The 18,458-nt window shown below is 69.2% G+C and carries 18 protein-coding genes; 10 read left to right on the forward strand and 8 right to left on the reverse strand.

Features of this window, described 5'->3' with window-relative positions; translation table 11 throughout:
- Positions 1-12: 12 nt before the first annotated feature.
- Positions 13-219: a Flp family type IVb pilin gene (locus SFC76_RS11705; RefSeq protein WP_322849646.1), complete on the forward strand. Its 207-nt coding sequence runs from the start codon at positions 13-15 to the stop codon at positions 217-219.
- Between the two features lie 124 nt (positions 220-343).
- Positions 344-511: a Flp family type IVb pilin gene (locus SFC76_RS11710; protein WP_322849647.1), complete on the forward strand. Its 168-nt coding sequence runs from the start codon at positions 344-346 to the stop codon at positions 509-511.
- 70 nt (positions 512-581) lie between these two features.
- Here the strand turns inward: SFC76_RS11710 and SFC76_RS11715 are convergent, their stop codons facing one another.
- The 4 genes from SFC76_RS11715 to SFC76_RS11730 form a co-directional block, all read right to left on the reverse strand.
- A complete protein-coding gene (locus tag SFC76_RS11715; RefSeq protein ID WP_322849782.1) occupies positions 582-1,529 on the reverse strand; it encodes an acetyl-CoA carboxylase carboxyltransferase subunit alpha in 948 nt (315 codons plus the stop codon).
- Positions 1,530-1,539: 10 nt separating this feature from the next.
- Positions 1,540-2,457, reverse strand: coding sequence for a tyrosine-type recombinase/integrase (locus SFC76_RS11720; protein WP_322849648.1), 918 nt, complete (start codon positions 2,455-2,457; stop codon positions 1,540-1,542).
- The gene (locus SFC76_RS11725; RefSeq protein WP_322849649.1) at positions 2,454-4,253 is read right to left on the reverse strand and encodes a hypothetical protein; all 1,800 of its coding nucleotides are present in this window, start codon (positions 4,251-4,253) and stop codon (positions 2,454-2,456) included. Before SFC76_RS11725 ends, SFC76_RS11720 begins: the two co-directional genes overlap by 4 nt.
- Before the next feature lie 204 nt (positions 4,254-4,457).
- Positions 4,458-4,592 carry a hypothetical protein gene (locus SFC76_RS11730; protein ID WP_322849650.1) on the reverse strand — a complete coding sequence of 45 codons (135 nt, stop codon included), beginning with the start codon at positions 4,590-4,592 and terminating at the stop codon, positions 4,458-4,460.
- Between the two features lie 76 nt (positions 4,593-4,668).
- On the opposite strand from SFC76_RS11730, the gene SFC76_RS11735 reads away from it, so the two are divergent.
- The 3 genes from SFC76_RS11735 to SFC76_RS11745 are packed head-to-tail and all read left to right on the forward strand — an operon-like array spanning position 4,669 to position 6,475.
- Positions 4,669-5,238, forward strand: coding sequence for a shikimate kinase (locus SFC76_RS11735; protein ID WP_322849651.1), 570 nt, complete (start codon positions 4,669-4,671; stop codon positions 5,236-5,238).
- Positions 5,235-6,335 carry a 3-dehydroquinate synthase gene (aroB, locus tag SFC76_RS11740; protein ID WP_322849652.1) on the forward strand — a complete coding sequence of 367 codons (1,101 nt, stop codon included), beginning with the start codon at positions 5,235-5,237 and terminating at the stop codon, positions 6,333-6,335. Before SFC76_RS11735 ends, aroB begins: the two co-directional genes overlap by 4 nt.
- Positions 6,335-6,475: a DUF2256 domain-containing protein gene (locus SFC76_RS11745; RefSeq protein WP_322849653.1), complete on the forward strand. Its 141-nt coding sequence runs from the start codon at positions 6,335-6,337 to the stop codon at positions 6,473-6,475. Before aroB ends, SFC76_RS11745 begins: the two co-directional genes overlap by 1 nt.
- 100 nt (positions 6,476-6,575) lie before the next feature.
- Here SFC76_RS11745 and SFC76_RS11750 read toward each other — a convergent pair whose 3' ends face one another.
- The 3 genes from SFC76_RS11750 to SFC76_RS11760 all read right to left on the reverse strand — a co-directional run bounded on the left by SFC76_RS11750 (position 6,576) and on the right by SFC76_RS11760 (position 9,567).
- Positions 6,576-6,926 carry a hypothetical protein gene (locus SFC76_RS11750; protein ID WP_322849654.1) on the reverse strand — a complete coding sequence of 117 codons (351 nt, stop codon included), beginning with the start codon at positions 6,924-6,926 and terminating at the stop codon, positions 6,576-6,578.
- Between the two features lie 80 nt (positions 6,927-7,006).
- Complete coding sequence (locus tag SFC76_RS11755) at positions 7,007-9,064, reverse strand: putative bifunctional diguanylate cyclase/phosphodiesterase (RefSeq protein ID WP_322849655.1); 2,058 nt, start codon at positions 9,062-9,064, stop codon at positions 7,007-7,009.
- Positions 9,061-9,567 carry a GAF domain-containing protein gene (locus SFC76_RS11760; protein ID WP_322849656.1) on the reverse strand — a complete coding sequence of 169 codons (507 nt, stop codon included), beginning with the start codon at positions 9,565-9,567 and terminating at the stop codon, positions 9,061-9,063. Before SFC76_RS11760 ends, SFC76_RS11755 begins: the two co-directional genes overlap by 4 nt.
- A gap of 277 nt (positions 9,568-9,844) precedes the next feature.
- Here SFC76_RS11760 and SFC76_RS11765 point away from each other — a divergent pair, with 277 nt between their 5' ends.
- The 3 genes from SFC76_RS11765 (at position 9,845) to SFC76_RS11775 (ending at position 12,121) form a co-directional block, all read left to right on the forward strand.
- The gene (locus tag SFC76_RS11765; RefSeq protein WP_322849783.1) at positions 9,845-11,056 is read left to right on the forward strand and encodes an alginate export family protein; all 1,212 of its coding nucleotides are present in this window, start codon (positions 9,845-9,847) and stop codon (positions 11,054-11,056) included.
- A gap of 25 nt (positions 11,057-11,081) precedes the next feature.
- Positions 11,082-11,711, forward strand: coding sequence for a LysE family translocator (locus SFC76_RS11770; RefSeq protein WP_322849657.1), 630 nt, complete (start codon positions 11,082-11,084; stop codon positions 11,709-11,711).
- Positions 11,712-11,836: 125 nt separating this feature from the next.
- Entirely contained in the window at positions 11,837-12,121 is a 285-nt protein-coding gene (locus SFC76_RS11775) for a hypothetical protein (protein ID WP_322849658.1), read from the forward strand.
- Positions 12,122-12,363: 242 nt separating this feature from the next.
- Here SFC76_RS11775 and SFC76_RS11780 read toward each other — a convergent pair whose 3' ends face one another.
- A complete protein-coding gene (locus tag SFC76_RS11780) occupies positions 12,364-14,538 on the reverse strand; it encodes a TonB-dependent siderophore receptor (RefSeq protein WP_322849659.1) in 2,175 nt (724 codons plus the stop codon).
- A gap of 219 nt (positions 14,539-14,757) precedes the next feature.
- Between SFC76_RS11780 and SFC76_RS11785 the strand changes: the two genes are divergently transcribed.
- A complete protein-coding gene (locus tag SFC76_RS11785) occupies positions 14,758-17,313 on the forward strand; it encodes a TonB-dependent receptor (RefSeq protein ID WP_322849660.1) in 2,556 nt (851 codons plus the stop codon).
- The gene (locus tag SFC76_RS11790) at positions 17,307-18,458 is read left to right on the forward strand and encodes a YdcF family protein (protein WP_322849661.1); all 1,152 of its coding nucleotides are present in this window, start codon (positions 17,307-17,309) and stop codon (positions 18,456-18,458) included. Before SFC76_RS11785 ends, SFC76_RS11790 begins: the two co-directional genes overlap by 7 nt.

An 18,458-nucleotide genomic window follows, 5' to 3' on the forward strand; every position in this document is an offset into this window, starting at 1 on the left:
AGTTGCCGGGCTATGACAGGCCACACGCCCCTTCGCCGCCGACGCCGGCGCCGCACGGCGGCCGATCTGCGGCGCGATTCGCGAGGTGCCACCGCAGTCGAATATGGCCTGATCGTCGCGCTGATCGTCATCGTCATGATCGTCGCGCTCAAACAGGTCGCCAGGGCCAATACCGACGTCTGGCAGCAGGTCAGCACCAAGGTGGTCAACGCCGGCTGATCCGGCGCTGGAAAAAAGCTAAACTGGTTTAAACGTTTAGCAACCTTGCTCCGGGTATTTCCGCCCTGCTGCTCCGGTTCACCGGTTCAGCCGGGTGACTGAAGTGTTGATTATGGAGACCGGAATGCAGACGATTCGCAAGTTCATCAAGAACAGCAAGGGCGCGACCGCCATCGAATACGGCCTGATCGCAGCGCTCATCGCCGTCGCCGCCATCGCCGCGATGCAGGGCCTCGGCAACAAGCTGAAGACCACGTTCAACAACGTCTCGTCGAACATGTCGGCGACCTGATCCAACCTTCGGGTAGGATTTATGCGAAGGGCGGCGGAACTGCGGTTCCGCCGCCCTTTTCACGTCCGGCCTACAGCCGGCCCATCGCCAGGAACTTCTCGCGCCGCTGCTGCCGCAACGTCGCGGCATCGCGGTGGTCGAGCGCGGCCAGCGCCTCGTCGAGCGCATCGCCCAGCGCGCGGATCGCCTCGGCAGGGTCGCGATGCGCGCCGCCCAGCGGCTCGGGGACGATCGTGTCGATCACGCCGAACGTCTTGAGGTCCTGCGCGGTCACGCGCATCGCCTCGGCGGCATCGGCCGCCTTGTCGGCGGTGCGCCACAGGATCGAAGCGCAACCTTCGGGGCTGATGACCGAATAGATGGCGTGTTCGAACATCAGCACGCGATTGCCCGCCGCCAGCGCCACCGCGCCGCCCGAGCCGCCCTCGCCGACGATCGCCGCGATCACCGGCACGCCCGCCGCCAGACACGCCTCGGTCGAGCGCGCAATCGCCTCGGCCTGTCCGCGCTCCTCCGCCTCGATGCCGGGGAAGGCGCCCATCGTGTCGACCAGCGTCACCACCGGCAGGCCGAATCGGCTCGCCATCTCGACCAGCCGGATCGCCTTGCGATAGCCCTCGGGCTTGCCCATGCCGAAATTGTGGCGCAGCCGCGTCGCGGTGTCCGATCCCTTCTCGTGGCCGATCACCATCACCTTGCGCCCGCGGAAGGTCGCGAAGCCGCCCATGATCGCCTGATCGTCCGAAAAGGCGCGGTCGCCCGCCAGCGGCACGAATTCGTCGAACAGGCCGGCGACATAGTCCTTGAAATGCGGCCGTTCGGGATGCCGCGCGACCTGCGTCTTCTGCCACGGGGTCAGCTTGGCGAAGGTATCGCGCAACAGCTTGTCCGACTTGGCCTGCAGCCGCGCCAGATCGGCCGCGATGTCGATCGTGCCGTCCGCCGCGGTCGCGCGCAATTCGTCGATCCGCCCCTGCAGTTCGGCAATCGGTTTTTCAAATTCGAGGAAGCTCGCCATGGTGCGCGGGTTACGGGCGACGCGCGCGTCCGTCAACGCGCCCGGGATCACCGAGCGGATGACGCGCATTGACCAGCTCGACCAGGCGGCTGGCATCGACGTGCGTATAGATCTCGGTGGTCGCGATATCGGCATGGCCGAGCATCGACTGCAACGCGCGCAGATCGGCACCGCCGGCGAGCAGATGCGTCGCGAAGGCGTGGCGCAGGACGTGCGGGCTGACCCGGTCGGGCGGGATGCCCGCTTCCGCCGCCAACGCCTTGATCAACTGGTACAAACGGATGCGGGACAGATGCCCCTTGCCCGATGGGAACAGCCACAAGCGATCGACCGCGACATGCCCGCGCCACGCCGCCACCGCGGCGCGCGCACGATCCGACAGCGGCACCAGCCGCTCGCGCCCGCCCTTGCCCTTGAGGATGAGATACGGCCGGTCGGGGTGGACCGCGTTGCGCGGCAGGCTGACCAGTTCGGTCGCGCGCAGCCCCGATCCGTAGAGCAATTCGACCAGCGCCGCGAGCCGCAGGTCGTTGGGCAGCGGCCGCTCGACCCCGAGGCGCTCGGCGATCGCGGCGAACAGCCGCTCGACGTCGCCATGGCCGAGCACCTTGGGCAGCGACCGCGCCGCACCCGGCCGCGGCAGCGCCTTGCCCGGATCGTCGGCGCGATGCCCCTCGTCGGCGAGGAAGGCGTAGAAGCGCCGCAACGCCGCCGATTTGCGCGCGACGGTGCTGCGTGCAAGCGCACGCCACTCCTCCGCCAGCGCCTGCAATTGCGCAGCATCCGCCGCGGCCAGCCCGCCCGGCACCGAGGCCGAAGCGAGCGTCAGGTCGCTGCGATAGGCGGCGATCGTATTCGCGGCCGCGCCCGCCTCGGCAGCGAGCATTTCGAGGAACCGCTCGATCAGCGCGCGGTCGCCGTTGCTCACACGCGTGCGAGCGCCTCGGCAGCGATCATCCGCGCCTCGCCCTCCAGCCCGACCGCGCGCAGCGCGCTGACGATCCGATAGAGCATCGCCGGCGGCACGCCGCGCCATTGCGGCGTCTGCATGCCGATCGCGGCGAGCAGCACCACCGTGCCCGGCTGGCCATCGGCGGCGGCACGGTCGATCGCCCGTGTCCAACTGTTCTCCGCGCCGATCCGCACGTCGAGCGCCGCCGCGGCGCGCTCGATATCCTCGGGCGACAGACGGCCGAGCCCGGCGAGCCCGGCGAAGAACAATCGCTGCTTCAGCGCCGCATCGCCGCGCCCGGCATAGGAGGACAATTGGCGATAGCTCAGCCGCCCGCCGCTATCGGGGTCGGCGAGCGCGATCATCGCCCAGGCATCGCCGCCCTCGTCGACCGCCGCCCGCCAGCGTGCCGCGCTGCGATCGAGCCCCGCGGTCAGCATCGATGCGACGAGCTGCGGCGCATCGGCGATACCCGTGCGCACCGGCAGCCGCGCCGCGGCGCGCGCGGTCAGCACCAGCCGCGGATAGGCCGGCGTCGCCCCCCACAAGGCACGCAGCGCGGTCAGCCGCGTATCCATGTCGCCGCCGACATACGCGGTGCGCAGGTCGTTGATCGACGCCGCCACCGGCGCCGGCGTGTCGTTGGCCGCATCGAGCGCGCCGTACAGATCGATGAGCGCCGCCGCGGACAGCACCCCCTGTCCCGCCGCCGCTTCCGCCGCGGGCAGCCGCTCGGCCATCGCGATGCTCGGTGACAGCGCATACCAGTAGCGCGCCTGCGGCCCGCTCGTCGCGAACAGCGTTTCGGGGATCGTCACCCCGGTCGCCGCGGCGAGCCCGAACCGCCACGCGGTCAGAGGATCGACCCCCGCCCATTCGATCGTCACCGCCTGCCCGCCGCCCGGGCCGGCGCCGACCACCTTCTGCGCGAGTTGCAGGTCGATCCCGGTCGCGACGTTGCGCTTGCGCGCCGCGGTGACCAGCGCCTTGGCGCGCGCGGCCTCGCCGGAAAGACCGGCGCACATCGCCTGCGCCAGCGTCCAGCCCCGCTCGTGCGTCGCGGCGAGCGCGGCATCGGCGATCGGGCACATCTCGGCCGGATCGCCGGTCGCCAACGCGGTGTTCATCGCGACCTGATAGAGTTTGGGCGTATAGCCCGCATTGTCGACGCTCTGCACCACCGCGCGCGCGCCGACCGCCTCGCCCATCCGCAGCAGCAGCCACGCCCGCTCCGCGGCGAAGTCCGCACCGTTGACCTCGGCCGGCGTATCGAGCTGCGCGACCAGCGCGCGCCGCAGCGCGATCGACAGCCAGCGCGACGGCAGCGGCGCGGCGACGCGGCGCATCAATGCCTCGACATAGCGCCCGTCCGCCTGCCCGAACGCGTCGGCGGCGAGCGCCCCCTCGCGCTCCCCCGCCGGCCCGACCCGGTCGAGCGAGCGGCGTGCCGACAGCGGCATCTCATATTGCGCGAGCACCGCCGGATCGACCGTCGGCGTCGGGCTCGGTGTGGCGCTCGCGGCGGCAGTAGGGAAATCCGACGGCAACGGCTGGACCAGCCCGGTCGCGGCGGGCGCCGGCGCGGGCAGCAGGCTCGCCGCCGTCGGCGCGCTGCGTGGCGCGTTCGCCGTCGCGCGCGGCGAGGGTGCGGGCGCCGGTGCCGGCTCGCCGAAGCCCGGCGGCAGAATCGATTCGGGCCGCTCCTGCGCATAAACCGCGACCGCTGCAGCCGCGATCGCGACGGCGGCGACGCCCCGCGTCAGCCGGCGCATGCGTACATGCCTGTGGTGCGATCGCTTTGCCACTTTCCCCCCGTCATGCCGGCTCCGTTCCGGCATCTCACGTTCAGCCAGCGAGGGGTTCGTCGCTCCCGCGGCACCGTGCGGCCCGGAACGGGTCCGGGGCGACGGCGTGGCTGGAGCAGCCGGCTCGCTCATCGCGACGCCGACGCCCTCGAAACACGCAAGGCCCGCGCCTTAGCTGAGGTTCGCAAGCGTCACGGCCTTTTCGACATGGGTCTGCGGCCGCTCCGAGGCGCGGCCGGCGAGCAGGAACAGCCCGCCGACGACCACGACGAGGAGCACGATGACGGAGAGGACCAAGCGAGACATACCGTACCTTAGGACACGTAAAAGGCGGACGCGGAGCTTTTGCCCCGTCCTGACCCGCTGTATAGCGCTCCATTCCATGTTGCAAAGCGCTCATCCCCCGGCTGCCGGCCCCGCCCGTCACGATCCCGCCAAGCCGATCGTGCTGGTCGGGCTGATGGGCGTCGGCAAGTCGACCGTCGGCCGCCGGCTGGCGAGCCGCATGCGCCTGCCCTTCGTCGACGCCGACGTCGCGATCGAGGAGGCGGCGGGGATGAGCGTCGCCGAAATCTTCGAACGGTTCGACGAGGCCTATTTCCGCGACGGCGAGCGCCGCGTCATCCAGCGGCTGATGGACGGCACGCCCAAGGTGATCGCCACCGGTGGCGGCGCCTTCATCAACGACGAGACGCGCGCGCTGATCCTCGCCGAAGCGACCGCGATCTGGCTGCGCGCGCATCCCGACGTGCTCGCCGAACGCGTCGGCCGCCGCGACACCCGCCCGCTGCTGCGCGGCAAGGACCCGCGCCGGGTGCTCGCCGATCTCGCCGCCATCCGCAACCCGATCTACGCCGAGGCGCATATCCACATCACCAGCAACACCGCGCCGCACGAGACCACGGTCAACGCGATCCTCAAGGCGATCGGCCACGGGCGGCACGCGGCATGACGACCGTCACCGTCGAACTCGGCGAGCGCCGCTATCCGATCCATATCGAGGCCGGGCTGCTCGCCCGCGCCGCCGATCATCTCGCCCCGCTCGCGCGCGGCCGGACGATGGCGATCGTCACCGACGAGAACGTCCGCCTCCACGCCGACACGTTGCAGCAGGTGCTCGGCGCCGCCGGGGTGACGAGCGAGGCGATCGTCCTGCCGCCCGGCGAGAAGACCAAGAGCTGGGAGCATCTCGCCGGCCTGTGCGACCGGTTGCTCGACCTCGGGGTCGAGCGCGGCGACCATGTCGTGGCGCTGGGCGGCGGCGTGATCGGCGACCTCGTCGGCTTCGCCTGCGCGATCCTCAAGCGCGGCTGTCATTTCGTCCAGATCCCCACCACGCTGCTCGCGCAGGTCGACAGTTCGGTCGGCGGCAAGACCGCGATCAACACCCGCGCCGGCAAGAACCTCATCGGTGCCTTCCACCAGCCCGCGCTGGTGCTGATCGACCCGTCGCTGCTCGACACGCTGCCGCTGCGCGAGGTCCGCGCCGGCTATGCCGAGGTGGTCAAATACGGCCTGATCGACGATCCCGCCTTCTTCGAATGGTGCGAGGCGAACGGCCCCGCGCTGCTCGCCGGCGACCCGGCGGCGCGCGACTATGCGATCGCGCATGCCGTCGCCGCCAAGGCGCGCATCGTCGCCGCCGACGAGCACGAGACCAACGGCACCCGCGCGCTGCTCAACCTCGGCCACACCTTCGGCCATGCGCTGGAGGCCGAAGCGGGCTTCTCGCAGAAACTGATCCATGGCGAAGGCGTCGCCGCGGGCTGTTCGCTCGCCTTCGCCTTTTCGGCGGCGCAGGGTATCGGCCCCGGCCAGGACGCGGGCCGCGTCGCCGCGCATTTCCGCAGCGTCGGCCTGCCCGACGGCCTCGCCGCCGCCGGCATCGCCGCGAGCGGCGCGACGCTGGTCGAGCATATGCGCCACGACAAGAAGATGGCGGCCGGTACGCTGCCCTTCCTGCTCGCGCGCGGCATCGGCCGGACCTATCTCGACAAGACGGTCGACCTCGCCGCGGTCGAGACGTTCCTCGACGCGCAGCCGCGCTGATGCCCAACGGCGTCGCCAAGGGCAATCTGCCGACCAAGATCTGCCCGGCGTGCGAGCGTCCCTTCGCGTGGCGCAAGAAATGGGCACGCGATTGGGACTCGGTCGTCTATTGCTCGGATGCGTGTCGCAAGAAGCGGTAGGATGACTGGTTTGCGACGTTCGCCCGACCGAGGAAAACGAGATCGGGTCGCGACGCACGTCCGGTGTTCTGGGCGATTGCCGACGCCTCCATCCGTTCGCTCAGGACGAACGGATGCGCATCGCAAACCGGCCTGCGATTGATGAGATTGCGACGGCTGGGACGGCCAGAATGCACAGGAAAAGCAATCCAGCGGCGATCAACGGGCCTATCCCGTTGTTGATCCACATCACCGGAAGTTGCGAGAAGGTGATTATGCCGCCCGCCAGCCAGGCGTGGTACCTGGAGAAATATCCGGCCACCGCTGCCAATGCGAGGGAGAGGGGATACCAGAGCGTCCCATAACCATCGCCGTCCCAAGGCTCCTTCGCTCCCGTCGCCTCGCAAACGAGCTGCCAGTACAATCCGCTGACGAACAGCAGGGCAAGAACCTTCATCGCTTGGACACGCATGCCCGCTCGTTCTCACATCCCCTCCCGAGTGCCAACCTGCGGTTGATGCCACCAACCCGACGGTCGGAGCGAACGCCCCCTCACCCCGTCGCGGCAACTCCCGGGGCAAGCGATCGCGGCTTGAGCAGCATCGCCTGTCGTACCTCGCCGGGGTCGACGAGCGTGCGGGCGGGCTTGCCGATCAGATAACCCTGGATCGCCGAACAGCCCTCGCGCGTCACGATCGACAATTGCGCGGGCTGCTCGATCCCCTCGGCCAGCACCGACATCCCCAGCGTCCGGCCGAGCGCCGCCACCGACCGCAGGATCGACACCGCCTGATCGTCATGGTCAATCTCCGACACGAACGAGGCATCGAGCTTGATCCGGTCGAACGGGAAGGAGCGCAGCACGTCGAGCGAGGAATAGCCGACGCCGAAATCGTCGAGCGCGATGCCGATCCCCATCGCCTTCAGCGCCTGCAATTGATCGAGCGCGAAAGCGCGATCGTGGATGATCGCGCTTTCGGTGAGTTCGAGCACCAGCCGCTCGGGCGGCAGGCCGCTGTCGGCGAGCGCCGCCGCCACCGTCTCGACCAGCCGCGGGTCGGCGAGGTGCTTGGGCGACAAATTGACCGCGACGACGTGCCGGTTGGCCCATAATGCCGCTTCGAAACACGCCTGGCGCAGGATCCAGATGCTCAGCGGCACGATCTCGCCGCTCTCTTCGGCCAACGGGATGAACACCAACGGCGCGATCCGCCCGCGAGTCGGGTGGTTCCAGCGGACCAGCGCCTCGTAACCGGTGATCTCGCCGGTCTCGACCGACGCCTGCACCTGATAATGGAGCTCGAACGCCTCCGCCTCGACCGCGGCGCGCAGGTCGGTCACCAGCTCGCGGCGGGCGCGCACCGCCTCGTCCATTTGCGCGTCGTAGAAACACGGTTCCGGCGACCGCACCGCCTTGGCGCGGCTCATCGCCAGATCGGCCTTGGCGAGCAGCGCATCGGGATCGAAGCCATCGTGATGCGCCAGCGCGACGCCGATATTGGCGTCGATCGTCGCGGTGAAGCGGTCGAAGACGAACGGCGCGTCGAACGCGCCGCGCAGCCGCAGCAGGAAAGCGTCGAGTTCCTCGCCGGCGTCGTAGGAGATGATCGCGGCGAATTCGTCGCCGCCCAGCCGCGCGATACATTCGCCGGGGCGCAATTGCGCGATCAGCCGCGCCGCCAGCGCCATCAGCAACTGGTCGCCGGCCTGATGGCCATAGGTGTCGTTGACCACCTTGAACCGCGACAGATCGAGCATCACCGCGGCGAGCCGGTGATAGCCGCCGTCGATGCGGAAGCGCCGCTCCAGCTCCTCGGTGAAGTGCATCCGGTTGGGCAGATCGGTCAGCGCGTCGTGCAGCGCCATACGCCGCAGCCGCCGATACGATTCGCCCTGCGTATGCCCGTCGATCAGCGCGCTCACCGCGGCGCCGCCGATGACGATCATCGCCGCGACCGCGGTGGTGATCGCCAGCGTCGTCATCGTCACGTCGGACAGGCCTTCGCCCAGCGCCAGTGCGGTGATCGACAGCGCCGCCATGCCGGTGAAGTGCAGCGTCGCCACCGCCAGCGCGAGCGTCGCCGCCGCGCCGACGTTGCGCCAGCCGCGCCGCCGCGTGAACATCGCGAACGCCGCGCCCGACAGCAGCATCGCGCAGACCAGCGAGGCGGCGACATAGCGCGCGTCCCAATGGACGATGCCGTCGACGCGATAGGCGGCCATGCCGAGATAATGCATGATCGTCATCGCGATCCCGACGATCGCGCCGCCGCCGAAGCGCGCCGCGAGCCGCCGCCGCGCCGCGATCGCCAGCCCCGGCGCCGCGAGCACGATCACCGCGAGCAGCGAGGCGAGCGTCAGCAGCGGATCGAGCACCACCGGCGCGCTGGCGCGATAGGCCATCATCGCGACGAAATGCGTCGCCCACACCATCGTGCCGATGCCGACCGCGGTGAGCCCGATCCACCCGGTACGGCTATGGCCGGGCGCCAGCGCGATGCGGCGGAAGGTCTGCAACGTCGCCACCGAGCCGAGCAGCGCCACCGCCAGCGCCAGCGCGACCAGCCGCAGGTCGTGATCGTGCGCGATACACGCGACGACCCGCATCATGCGGCGTTACCCAGGATATCGAGCCGCGCCTCCAGCGCCAGCGACGCCTGCCGCGCCAGACCGAGCAGATAGGCCTTCTGATCGGCCGAGGCGGGCGGGCGCTCGACGGTGTCGACGACGCACAAGGCGCCGACGTCGACCCCGCTCAGCAGCCGCAGCGGCGCGCCGATATAATAACGCATATACGGCTCGCCGATCACGCCGGGCAGGGTCGCGAAGCGCGGATCGTCGAGCGCGGCGCAGCATTCCAGCACGCCGTCCCGATCGAGCGCGAAGCTGCAGAACCCGGACTGCCGCGGGATGCAGCGCAACGCGATCCCGCGCGCGGCCTTGATCGCCTGCATGTCATGATGGATCAGCGACAGCGCCGCGATCGGCGCATGGAAGGCCGAGGCGGCGGCACCGACGAACCGGTCGAACGCCGGGTCCGCCGACGTCTCCAAGCGATCCAGCCCGTGCACTGCCATCGCACGCCGACGCTCACGCAACAGGCTCTTGAACATCCCCGACCCACTATCATCCCGACAAGCATCGACCTTGGGCGCGAGACGTTAACAAATGTTGGAAATCTAACGGTTTGAAGCCGTATTGGCGGGCAATGGCACAGTTAGGCGATTGTCTCGCGCGGGCGGCGGGATTGTCTCGCGCGCGCGGCGGGTAAGTCACTTTCTTTGCTGGGCTTTCGCGATTTCCTGTTGCGCGCGGCAGGGGGAAGCTAGGAAAGACCTGGCAGGCGCGCCGGGGGGCGTGGCCGAGGAGGGTTCCGAACTGACGATGCGCATGGTCTTCAATCTGTCGCTGCTGTCCGTCGCCGTGGTGTCGGCGGGGTCGGCGGCGGCGCAGACGCTGACGCCACTCGTCGAGGCGCGGCTGCGGCACGAGCATGTCGAGCAGGACGGCCTGCCCGATGATGCGGATGCGGTCACCGTTCGCGTCCGTGCGGGATTGCAGGCGCGCGCGGGGCATTGGAGCGCATTGGCCGAGGCGCAGGGCAATCTGGCGATCGTCGGGACTTATTACGACGGGCTCGGGCCGGCGACCCTGCGCCCGCAGATCGGCGATCCCCAGAATATCGCGCTCTATCGGGCGCAGATGCAATATCGGAGCGACCCGCTGACCGTCACCGCCGGCCGCCAGCGCATCCAGCTCGACGACGAGCGCTTCGTCGGCGCCGCCGCGTTCCGCAACAACGGCCAGAGCTTCGACGCGGTGCGGACCGAGCTGACGCCGATCAAGGGCGTCAAGGCCGACGTCACCTACGCCTGGGGCGTGCGGACGGTGTGGGGGATCGACGGCGCGGGCGCGCGGCAGCAGGCGGTGGGCGGCGACAACGTCTTCGCGACCTTAGGGGTGGCGACGCCGGTCGGCACGCTCGCCGGCTTCGCCTATCTGGTCGATCAGGACGAGGCGATCGTCCAGGGATATCGGTTGTCGAGCCAGACCTATGGCGCGCGGCTGGCGGGGTCGCACGGCTTCGGCAAGGCGACGCTGGCATGGACCGCGAGCCATGCGCGGCAGTCCGACTATCACCGCAACCCCAACGATTATGCGGCGGACTATTGGCTGGCGGACGTCGGGCTCGATCTCGCCGGGCCGAAACTGGGGGTGGGCTATGAGGTGCTCGGCGCGGGACACGGGCGCAGCCGCGGCGCGACGCTGGCGAGCTTCCAGACGCCGCTCGCCTCGGTGTTCAAGTTCCAGGGCTGGGCCGACAAACTGACCACGACACCCGCCGACGGCATCCGCGACCTCTACGCCAGCGCCGGCTGGGGCTGGCAGCAGCTCGGCAGGCTGAAGGCGGTGAGCGTGCAGGCGGTCTATCATCGGTTCGAAAGCGACCGGCCGGTGCGGCATTACGGTAACGAGATCGACCTGCTCGCGCAGGCCAGGATCGGGCGGACCGTCGCCAGCCTGCGCTACGCCGACTATCGCGCCGACCGCTTCGCCACCGACACGCGCAAATTGTGGTTGCAGATGGACTGGACGCTGTAGCGATCGGCATGATGAGGAGGATGACGTGACGCTTCATGGCTGGTGGCTGTTCGTCGGCGCGGTGTTCCTGCTGTGCGGGACGCCGGGACCGAACATGCTCCATATCCTCTCGCGCAGCGTCGCGCTGGGCGCGCGGCGCAGCGTCGCGGCGATGGCGGGGTGCCTGACCGCGCTGGTGCTGGTGCTCGCGGCCTCCGCCGCGGGACTGACCACGCTGCTACTTGCGCTACCCGGAGCGTTCGAGGTGCTGCGCTATGCCGGCGTCGCCTATCTGATCGTCCTCGGCATCAAGGCGTGGCGCGCCGATGTCGCGCCGATCGACGTCGGCGCGGGCGCGCTGCCGCGCACGGTGTCGCTCGCCGCGCTGTTCCGCGGCGGCTTCGCGATCGGCATCAGCAACCCCAAGCTGCTGCTGTTCGCCGCGGCCTTCCTGCCGCAGTTCGTCACGCGCAGCGCGCCGCAGGGGCCGCAATTCGCGATCCTGGTGGTCACCTTCGCCGCGGTCGAATGCTTCTGGTACGGCGTCTATGCGATGGGCGGCCGCTCGCTGTCGGCGCATCTCGCCCGGCCGGCGGTGAAGCGCGCGTTCAACCGTATCACCGGGATCATCTTCCTCGGCTTCGGCGCGGCGCTGTTGCGCGCCAAAGCGGCGTGATCGTCGCTCGCCCCTTCGAACGCCAGCGAATAGTCCGAAACGGTAATGAACCGATCGGCGGGCGCGGAGTTGATGCGGGTCGGCCGGCCCCGTGCGGGTGCCGGGCGCATTCGGAAGGACATGAAATGACACTCAAGCATATCGCCGTCGCCGCCGCCCTCGCCCTCACCTGCGGCGCCCCGGCCATGGCGCAGACCGTTCGCGAGACGAAGGTCGATCACGACACCAAGGTGCATGACGGCGTCGCCACCACGACGACCAAGGTCACCGAGACCAGCAAGCGCAAGACGCACCGTCCCAAGAAGGTGCTCGGCGTCAAGGTCGGCCACAAGACGGTGACGCACAAGGTCGTCCGCGAAACCTCGGTCAGCTCGAATGGCGACCGCAAGGTCGCGGTGAAGACCAACTAATCCGCCGCCGCCGGCGCCCGTATGGCGCTGGCGGCTGATTGTAGCCCCCCCGTCACTTCGGACTTTTCCGAGGTCCACTCTGCGGCGGGGAGTGAGGCTTCGGGCTCAAGCCATGCGCCTGCGGCTCGGGGGACTCCGGAGCGGGTCCGGGGTGACGGCTTTCTCGGGGCGAATGGCCAAGCCTCGTAAACGCCTCGACTGTCGCCGTCGATTCAACGCGACCGCCTACCGAAACGCCCCCGTCACAGCGCGAACCGGACGGTGCCGATCGCGCGACGCGGGTCACCGATCGCCACTCCGAAGGTGTTGAGCGCCGAGGTGTAATAGGTGCGGTCGAAGACGTTCTTGAGGTTGAACTGGAACGCGACCGGCCGCCCGGCGAGGATCGTGTCGTAGCTGACGAAGCTGTCGGCGACGGTATACGCCGGCAGCCAGAAGGCATTGGCGTTGTCCCCCGGTCGTCGCCCGACAAAGCGCCCGCCGCCGCCGAAGCGCAGCCGGTCGTCGCCCGCCAGCGCACCGACGTCATAGGCGAACGACAGCGAGCCCATATCGCGCGCGACGTTGGCGAGCGCGCGGCCGGCGAACAGCGGATCCTCCTTGGTGCGGGCGTCGGTGTGGGCGTAGCTACCGATGAGGCTGAGCGTCCGCGTCACCTGCCCCGCAACGTCGAGCTCGATACCACGCGAGGCGGCGCGGCCCGCGGTGCGATAGACGGTGAGCGCGGTCTGCGCGTCGAACTGCCGGACCAGCACGTTGCGCTTGTCGATATCGTAGAGCGCGAGCGTCGCGGTGATGCGGTCGGGCAGGTCGAGCTTGGCACCGACCTCGTACGAGCGGCCGCGCTCGGGCGGCATGGCGGAGGTGATGACGGCGCCGCCGTCGAGCGGCGCGACGGTCGAATTGGGCTTCAGCGAGCGGGTGTAGCTGGCGTAGAGCGAGACGGCGTCCGCCGCTTTCCACACCAGCCCCGCCTGCGGCACGAACGACCAGCCGTCGAGATCGGTGTTGGTGACGAACGGCCGCCCCTTGCCCGCCTGCTGGCGGAAGCCGATCAGCCGACCGCCGGCGGTGACGATCCAGCGGTCGCCGAGGTGGATCGCATCCTGCCCAAACAGCGAGACGTTGTGGAGCCGGTCGGTCTGGTCGCTGTCGCTCGGCGACACCGCGGTCGGGAATGGCTCGCGGCCATAGACCGGCCGCAGGACGTTGAAGCCGTAACGCACCTTCTGCCGGATGAGATCGCGACGGAAATACCGGCGGTATTCGCCCTCCACGCCAAGGATCACGTGATGCTCGGCGCCGAACAGGGCGAAGCTGCCGTCGGCATAGGCCTGGACATAGGCGTCGGTGGCGAGCGCACCGCGGGTGGCGTCGTTGCTGCGGGTCAGCGCCCCCTTGGCGGGGTCGAGGCCGATGACGCGCAACTGGCCGGCGTCATAGCGCTCGCTGTTGAAGCTGGCGGCGAGATGCGCTGCCCAGCCGTCGCCGAGCTGGTGATCGACCGCGAGCTGGACGAGGTGGCTGTCGCCCCACATCCGGTTGACGGGATCGTCGAGCCGGCGGCGCCGCGGGATCGCCAGCGGCGTCAGCGTGCGCGGATCGAGCGCGGTGCCGCGATCGAACGGATAGGAGAAGCGGCGATATTCGTACCACAGCACCGCCTGCGTCGTGGCGCCGTACCAGCCGAGCGATGGCGCGACCAACGTGTCGCGGCGGGTGCCGAAGACGCGCCAATAATCCTCGTCCTGATGATCGAGCACGATCCGCGCGGCAAGGTTGCGGGCGATCGGCCCGGTCAGGTCGGCGGTCGCCTGCAGCCCGGCGCGGCCCGCGGCATAGCTCGATCCGGTCAATGCCACCGAGCCGGTCGTCGCGAGCAGCGGCTTGCGGCTGACGATGTTGATGACCCCGCCCGGGTCCATGATGCCGTAGAGCAGCGAACTCGGCCCCTTCAACACCTCGACGCTCTGCGCGGCGGCGTTGAAGCCGCGGCCCTGCACCAGCGGCATGCCGTTGTGCATCACCGATCCGTCGCGATTGCCGCCGAAGCCGCGCTTGAGGACGGTATCCTGCGTCGCGGCGAGCGTATTGCCCTGGGTGATGCCGCTGACGTTGGCGAGCACGTCGTCGAGATAGCGCGGATGCTGGTCGCGGATCACCTGCGCGGGAACGATGTTGACCGCCTGCGGCGTGTCGAGCGGCGCCGCGGCGGAGCGTAGCGTCGAAGCGTCGGGGGTCGGCTGGTAGCGGTCGTCGGCGCCCTTGGGTGCCGGCGAGGCGCGGCCGGTGACGACGATGTCCTGCCCCAATCCGGTCGGTGGCGGGCGGTCGTCCGCCGCCGAGGATGGCGCGGCGACGGCGGGCGACGCCGCCGCCAGGCCCGCGGCCAACAGGCCGCTGCTCCAGATGTTCATGACTGCCGTTCCCCCTTCGAACGGCGCCCCGTAATCAAACGCTAAGAGTTCGCAATAGCGCCGGCCGCGGTTCGGACGGTCGATCGGCGCAACCGCCGCCCCCGGCTGGAAAGTTTTTTCGCCGATTATGCGGGGATGTCACATTCCTTGACCAAAGGAGCGCCGCACGCCGCAACGGCGGCAACGATCAACATATCGAACGACCAACAGTGGGGCCTCATGTTCAAATCCGTTCTCGCCACCAGCACCGCGCTCGTCTCGCTCGGCACGATCCTCGTGGCACCGGCCTCCGCCCAGACCGCGGCGCCCCAGGCGGATGCGCCGCAGACTGCCCCTGCGGCAACGGCACCCGGACAGACCGGCGCAACGGCACCCGATCAGACCGGCGCCACCACGCCCGAGCCGGCGGATCGCGACATCATCGTCACCGGATCGACGCGCGCGCAGCGCCGCTTCGACGCCTCCTATGCGATCAACACGGTGACGCAGGCGGACATCGAGAAGATCGCGCCGGTCAATTTCGCCGATCTCATCGGCCAGCTTCCCGGCTTCCAGACCGAGATCACCGGCGGCGAGGTGCAGAACATCTATCGCATCCGCGGCCTGCCCAACGACGGCGGCTTCGTCAGCTTCCAGCAGGACGGCCTGCCGCTGTTCCACGAGAATGACGGCGTCTTCTTCCGCGGCGACGCGATCCTCAAGCCCGACCTGATGACCGAGCGCGTCGAGGTGGTCCGCGGCGGCCCGGCGCCGATCTATGCCAGCTATTCGGGCGCGATCGTCAACGCGATCGAGGTCACCGGCCGCGACACGGTGCGCGGCAAGGCGCAGCTGACGCTCGGCGACACCGGCCTGTATCGCGGCGATTTCGTCCAGTCGGGGCCGCTCGGCGACCGGACCTATTACGCGGTCGGCGGCTTCGTCCGCTATCACGACGGCTATCGCGACAACGGCTTCCCCAACGACAAGGGCGGCCAGTTCCGCGCCAACATCAAGCACGACCTCGACAACGGCTCGCTGCGGGTGAGCGTCAACTACGTCAACGATCACAACGTCTTCTATCTGCCGATCCCGACCGCAGACCCGCGCAACCCGTCGGTGTCGCTCGACCGCTACATCGATTATTTCAGCGGCACGCTGAACTCGCCGGCGCTGCGCAACGTCGACCTGCGCTACCGCAACGGCGCCGGCGTCGTGCAGAACGAGGCGAGCGATCTGGGCGACGGGCGTCACATGCGGATGTTCAACGTCGGCGCGCAATATGACGCCGAATTCGACGGCTGGCTGGTCTCCGCCAAGGCCGGTTTCACGATGGGCAAGCTCGACTTCACCGCTTTCTATTCGACGACCAATCCCTCCGATGCCAATGCCTTCGCCAGCGGCTATCAGGCGCGGGCGACGACCGCGTTCGGCCCCGTCACGTCGCTCGGCTATGTGCTGGCGGGCACGAACACGCCCTACGATCCCTACGGCGCGTCCGGCCTGGTCATGCAGGGCCAGTATCGCGACATCCATTCGAAATTCTATTCGAACCAGATCAACCTGTCGGTCGCCAAGAAGTTCGAGACCGGCTTCGGCAGCCACGACCTCAAGCTCGGCCTGTACGGCAGCCTGTATGGCGAGGACAGCCGGACGATCTACCAGAACTATCTGATCGAGGTGGCGAGCCGGCCGCGCACGCTCGATCTCGTCGCCTATAACGCCGCCGGTACGCGGATCGGCCGGGTCACCGACAATGGCGCGCTCAGCTATGCCGCGACGCTGACCAAGGGCGATTCCGACGCGCAGATGTTCGCGGTCTTCGCCAACGATACGTGGGAGATCGTACCGGGGTTGCGCATCGATGCCGGCATCCGCCACGAACGCTATAACTACAACGGCTATGCCTTGCTCACCGGTGCGGCGAACCTCGGCGATCCGACCACTTTGGCCGACGACGCGACCCGCGCCTTCACCGGCGGGATCATCAACCAGCGGCTGAAGACGCATGCGACCAACTGGACGGTCGGTGCCAATTACGACTTCAACACGCATATCGGCGTCTACGGCCGCGCCGCGCATCTCGAGACCCCGCCCAGCGTCCAGACCGTGATGAGCATCAATCCGACGATCATCACTACGATCGCCAACCAGTATGAGGCTGGCCTGAAGCTCGCCGCCGGCCGCTCGTACCTGTACGTCAGCGGCTTCTACACCAACTTCGATCCGCTCAACGCCTCGTTCCTCGCCTTCGACCCGACGACGGGCCGCAACGACGTCAACGTGCCCTTCATCGGCAAGGCCAAGGTGAAGGGCGTCGAATTCGACGGCGCGCTCGCGGTGACGCCGTGGTTCACGCTCAACGGCGCGCTGACGGTGAGCGACCCGCAATATAAGAACTTCCAGAACGCCAATGGCGCCGACCCGGCGCAGGCCGAAGGCAAGCAGATCGTCCGCCAGCCCAAGATCTACGGCAACATCCGCCCCAGCTTCGACTTCGATCTGGGCGGCAACGCGATCTCGCTCTATGGTCGCTACACCTATATGGGGAAGCGCTATGTCGACTTCTACAATCGCACCGCGCTGCCCGCTTATGGCACGACGGGTGCGGGCGTGACGGTGCGGCACGGGACGTGGCAGTTGCAGGTGGTCGGCGACAATCTGTTCAACGCGCACGGCCTGACCGAGGGCAATACGCGCACCGACCAGGTCAGCGGCCAGGGTAGCCCGGAGGCGATCTACGGCCGGCCGATCTTCGGCCGCAACGTCCGCCTCGTCGTCGGCAAATCATGGTGAGGATACGGCTGGCGGCGGCGGCGCTGATGCTGGCGAGCGTGCCTGCCGCCGCCGCGCCGGTCGGGGACCGCGTCGCCGCGGCGCTGTCGCACCGGCTGTTCCCGCTGCTCGACGCGCTCGGTGCCGATCCGGCGGCGACCGCGCGGGTGAAGGCGCGGCCCGGCGTCGCGGCGATGCTTGCCGGGCGGGCGGCGCGCCGGACGGCGTGCGCGCAGGACCTCGCCTGCCTCGCGCAGGCGATGGTGTGGACGCCCCAGGAAAGCGATGCGCTCGCCGCGGCGATACCGGCGGACGCCAGCCGCGCCGATGACGGCGCGGGGGCGCAGGCGGCGCGCGAGATCGAGGGGATCAATACGATCCTGCGCACCTATGCGCTCAATCAGGTGCCGCGCTACCCGCAGATCGACGGCGCCGGCATGCTCGATCCGCTCGAATTGCGCGCGCGGGTGCAGGCGGCGGACTGGCTGGCGCGGACGCCGCGCGCCGGGTCGGCGCAGATGCTCGACCCGAGCGTCGAGTTCGCGCTGGCGCTGCTCGACGTCAGCGACCGCACCGATGCGATCGGTTTCGAGCCGATCACCGGCGGCCTCAACGCGCCCGCCGCCAAGCGCGCGCGCACGCTCGACTGGTCGCGCTGGCAGTATAGCGCGCTGATCCTCACCGGCGTCGGCCCGGAGACGCCGGACGCGGCGCTCAGCCCCTATGGCAAATACCACGTCCGCCTCGCCGCGGACCGGTTCGCGCGCGGCGATATCGCCTTCATCCTGCTAACCGGTGGCCGCGCCCATCCCCGCGCGACGCGCTTCACCGAGGCGGAGCAGATGCGCAGCGCGCTGATCGATCGCTATGGCGTCCCCGCTGAGGCGATCCTGATCGAACCCTATGCGCGGCACACGACGACCAATCTTCGCAACGCGACGCGGGTGCTCGCCGCGATCGGCGCGCCGCTCGACCGCGACACGCTGATCGTCTGCAATCCCGGGCAGAGCGAGACGATCGCCAGCCCGGCCTTCGCGCAGCGCAACCGGACGGAGCTCGGCTACGAGCCGGGCACGGTCGGCCGCCGCCTGTCGCCGACCGAGCTGGAATTCCGCCCGTCGCCCAAATCGCTGCGCATCGATCCGCGCGACCCGCTCGACCCCTGA

The organism is Sphingomonas sp. CD22 (assembly GCF_034556155.1).
Taxonomy (GTDB): domain Bacteria; phylum Pseudomonadota; class Alphaproteobacteria; order Sphingomonadales; family Sphingomonadaceae; genus Sphingomonas.

Coding starts and splice junctions, on each gene's coding strand:
- SFC76_RS11705 (WP_322849646.1), top strand. CDS start 13: ATGACAGGCCACACGCCCCTTCGCCGCCGACGCCGGCGCCGCACGGCG.
- SFC76_RS11710 (WP_322849647.1), top strand. CDS start 344: ATGCAGACGATTCGCAAGTTCATCAAGAACAGCAAGGGCGCGACCGCC.
- SFC76_RS11715 (WP_322849782.1), bottom strand. CDS start 1,529: ATGGCGAGCTTCCTCGAATTTGAAAAACCGATTGCCGAACTGCAGGGG.
- SFC76_RS11725 (WP_322849649.1), bottom strand. CDS start 4,253: ATGCGCCGGCTGACGCGGGGCGTCGCCGCCGTCGCGATCGCGGCTGCA.
- SFC76_RS11730 (WP_322849650.1), bottom strand. CDS start 4,592: ATGTCTCGCTTGGTCCTCTCCGTCATCGTGCTCCTCGTCGTGGTCGTC.
- SFC76_RS11735 (WP_322849651.1), top strand. CDS start 4,669: ATGTTGCAAAGCGCTCATCCCCCGGCTGCCGGCCCCGCCCGTCACGAT.
- aroB (WP_322849652.1), top strand. CDS start 5,235: ATGACGACCGTCACCGTCGAACTCGGCGAGCGCCGCTATCCGATCCAT.
- SFC76_RS11745 (WP_322849653.1), top strand. CDS start 6,335: ATGCCCAACGGCGTCGCCAAGGGCAATCTGCCGACCAAGATCTGCCCG.
- SFC76_RS11750 (WP_322849654.1), bottom strand. CDS start 6,926: ATGCGTGTCCAAGCGATGAAGGTTCTTGCCCTGCTGTTCGTCAGCGGA.
- SFC76_RS11755 (WP_322849655.1), bottom strand. CDS start 9,064: ATGATGCGGGTCGTCGCGTGTATCGCGCACGATCACGACCTGCGGCTG.
- SFC76_RS11760 (WP_322849656.1), bottom strand. CDS start 9,567: ATGTTCAAGAGCCTGTTGCGTGAGCGTCGGCGTGCGATGGCAGTGCAC.
- SFC76_RS11765 (WP_322849783.1), top strand. CDS start 9,845: ATGGTCTTCAATCTGTCGCTGCTGTCCGTCGCCGTGGTGTCGGCGGGG.
- SFC76_RS11775 (WP_322849658.1), top strand. CDS start 11,837: ATGACACTCAAGCATATCGCCGTCGCCGCCGCCCTCGCCCTCACCTGC.
- SFC76_RS11780 (WP_322849659.1), bottom strand. CDS start 14,538: ATGAACATCTGGAGCAGCGGCCTGTTGGCCGCGGGCCTGGCGGCGGCG.
- SFC76_RS11785 (WP_322849660.1), top strand. CDS start 14,758: ATGTTCAAATCCGTTCTCGCCACCAGCACCGCGCTCGTCTCGCTCGGC.
- SFC76_RS11790 (WP_322849661.1), top strand. CDS start 17,307: ATGGTGAGGATACGGCTGGCGGCGGCGGCGCTGATGCTGGCGAGCGTG.